This is a genomic window from Actinotalea ferrariae CF5-4, assembly GCF_000603945.1.
GTDB lineage: Bacteria > Actinomycetota > Actinomycetes > Actinomycetales > Cellulomonadaceae > Actinotalea > Actinotalea ferrariae.
Genome location: NZ_AXCW01000524.1, coordinates 1 through 864, shown reverse-complemented (window position 1 = coordinate 864; position 864 = coordinate 1). Strand labels below are relative to the sequence as shown.

Below are 864 nucleotides of genomic sequence, written 5' to 3'. Positions count from 1 at the left end.
AGCGGCCGTCGGCGGGCTGGTAGGAGGGGGTGGATGCGGTCAGGGGCAGGCGCCGGAAGTCCTGCGCCGACACCGTGATGGTGACCGCGGGGTCCTCGGGGCAGCCGCCGTCGTCGACCTGTTCCCAGGGTCCGGTGAACAGGCCTGTGGTGGGGTCCGTCGGGCGCCGGAACAGCGGTTCGAGGGCCGTGGCCCCGTCCGTGCACAGCCGCACGGCGTCCTGGGAGGCGATGCCGTCGACACACATCGCAGAGCTGTTGGTGGCGGTGTCCAGCGACCCGCAGATCCGCCCAGGCATCCGCTTGAACGAGAAGGTCCGCTCCGCCGATCCTGAGGGCGACGGCGTGGCCTTCACCCCCCGACGCTCTCCTACGACTACGAACGCCGACCCTTCCCGGTTTCCATAGAAGTTGTCTCGTTCGTCCGCGCCGACGGCACCTGTGCTCCCACTTGCCACTATGGCCACGGCCATCCCGCACGCCGGAAGCCATCGCCACCGGATCCGCTCATGTATCTCGGTTCTCACGGCGTCGTCTCGTCGAGCTGCCCGGCCTCCAGAAGCCGCCACCCCCCGACCGCCGGCATCACTTCGAGGGTGAAGACACCGCTGCCCGACCCCTCGGTCGTGACGTGGGCCCCAGTGCTGTCGTACTCATCGACCGCCTCGCTACGGAAGGGCACGTCCACCGCGAAGATCCCCATCGACGGATCACTTCCGGCGATCTCGGGCTGTCCCAAGGTGAAGGCTCCACCCTCGAAGCGGCCACCCTGTCCGTAAACCTCCGTGACGGAAGCCCTGATGTTGTCGCAGAAGCCACAGTCGGAGGTAGACAGCCGATCCGGAACGTGTCAAGCCGTGTGAGA

The 864-nt window shown here is 67.8% G+C and carries 1 protein-coding gene and 1 pseudogene; both read right to left on the bottom strand.

The features are described from left to right. Positions 1 to 355: pseudogene (locus N866_RS19145) on the bottom strand (hypothetical protein); the annotation flags it as partial. Positions 356 to 522: 167 nt separating this feature from the next. Continuing rightward, entirely contained in the window at positions 523 to 738 is a 216-nt protein-coding gene (locus N866_RS19140; RefSeq protein ID WP_155855521.1) for a hypothetical protein, read from the bottom strand. Between the last annotated feature and the right edge of the window lie 126 nt (positions 739 to 864).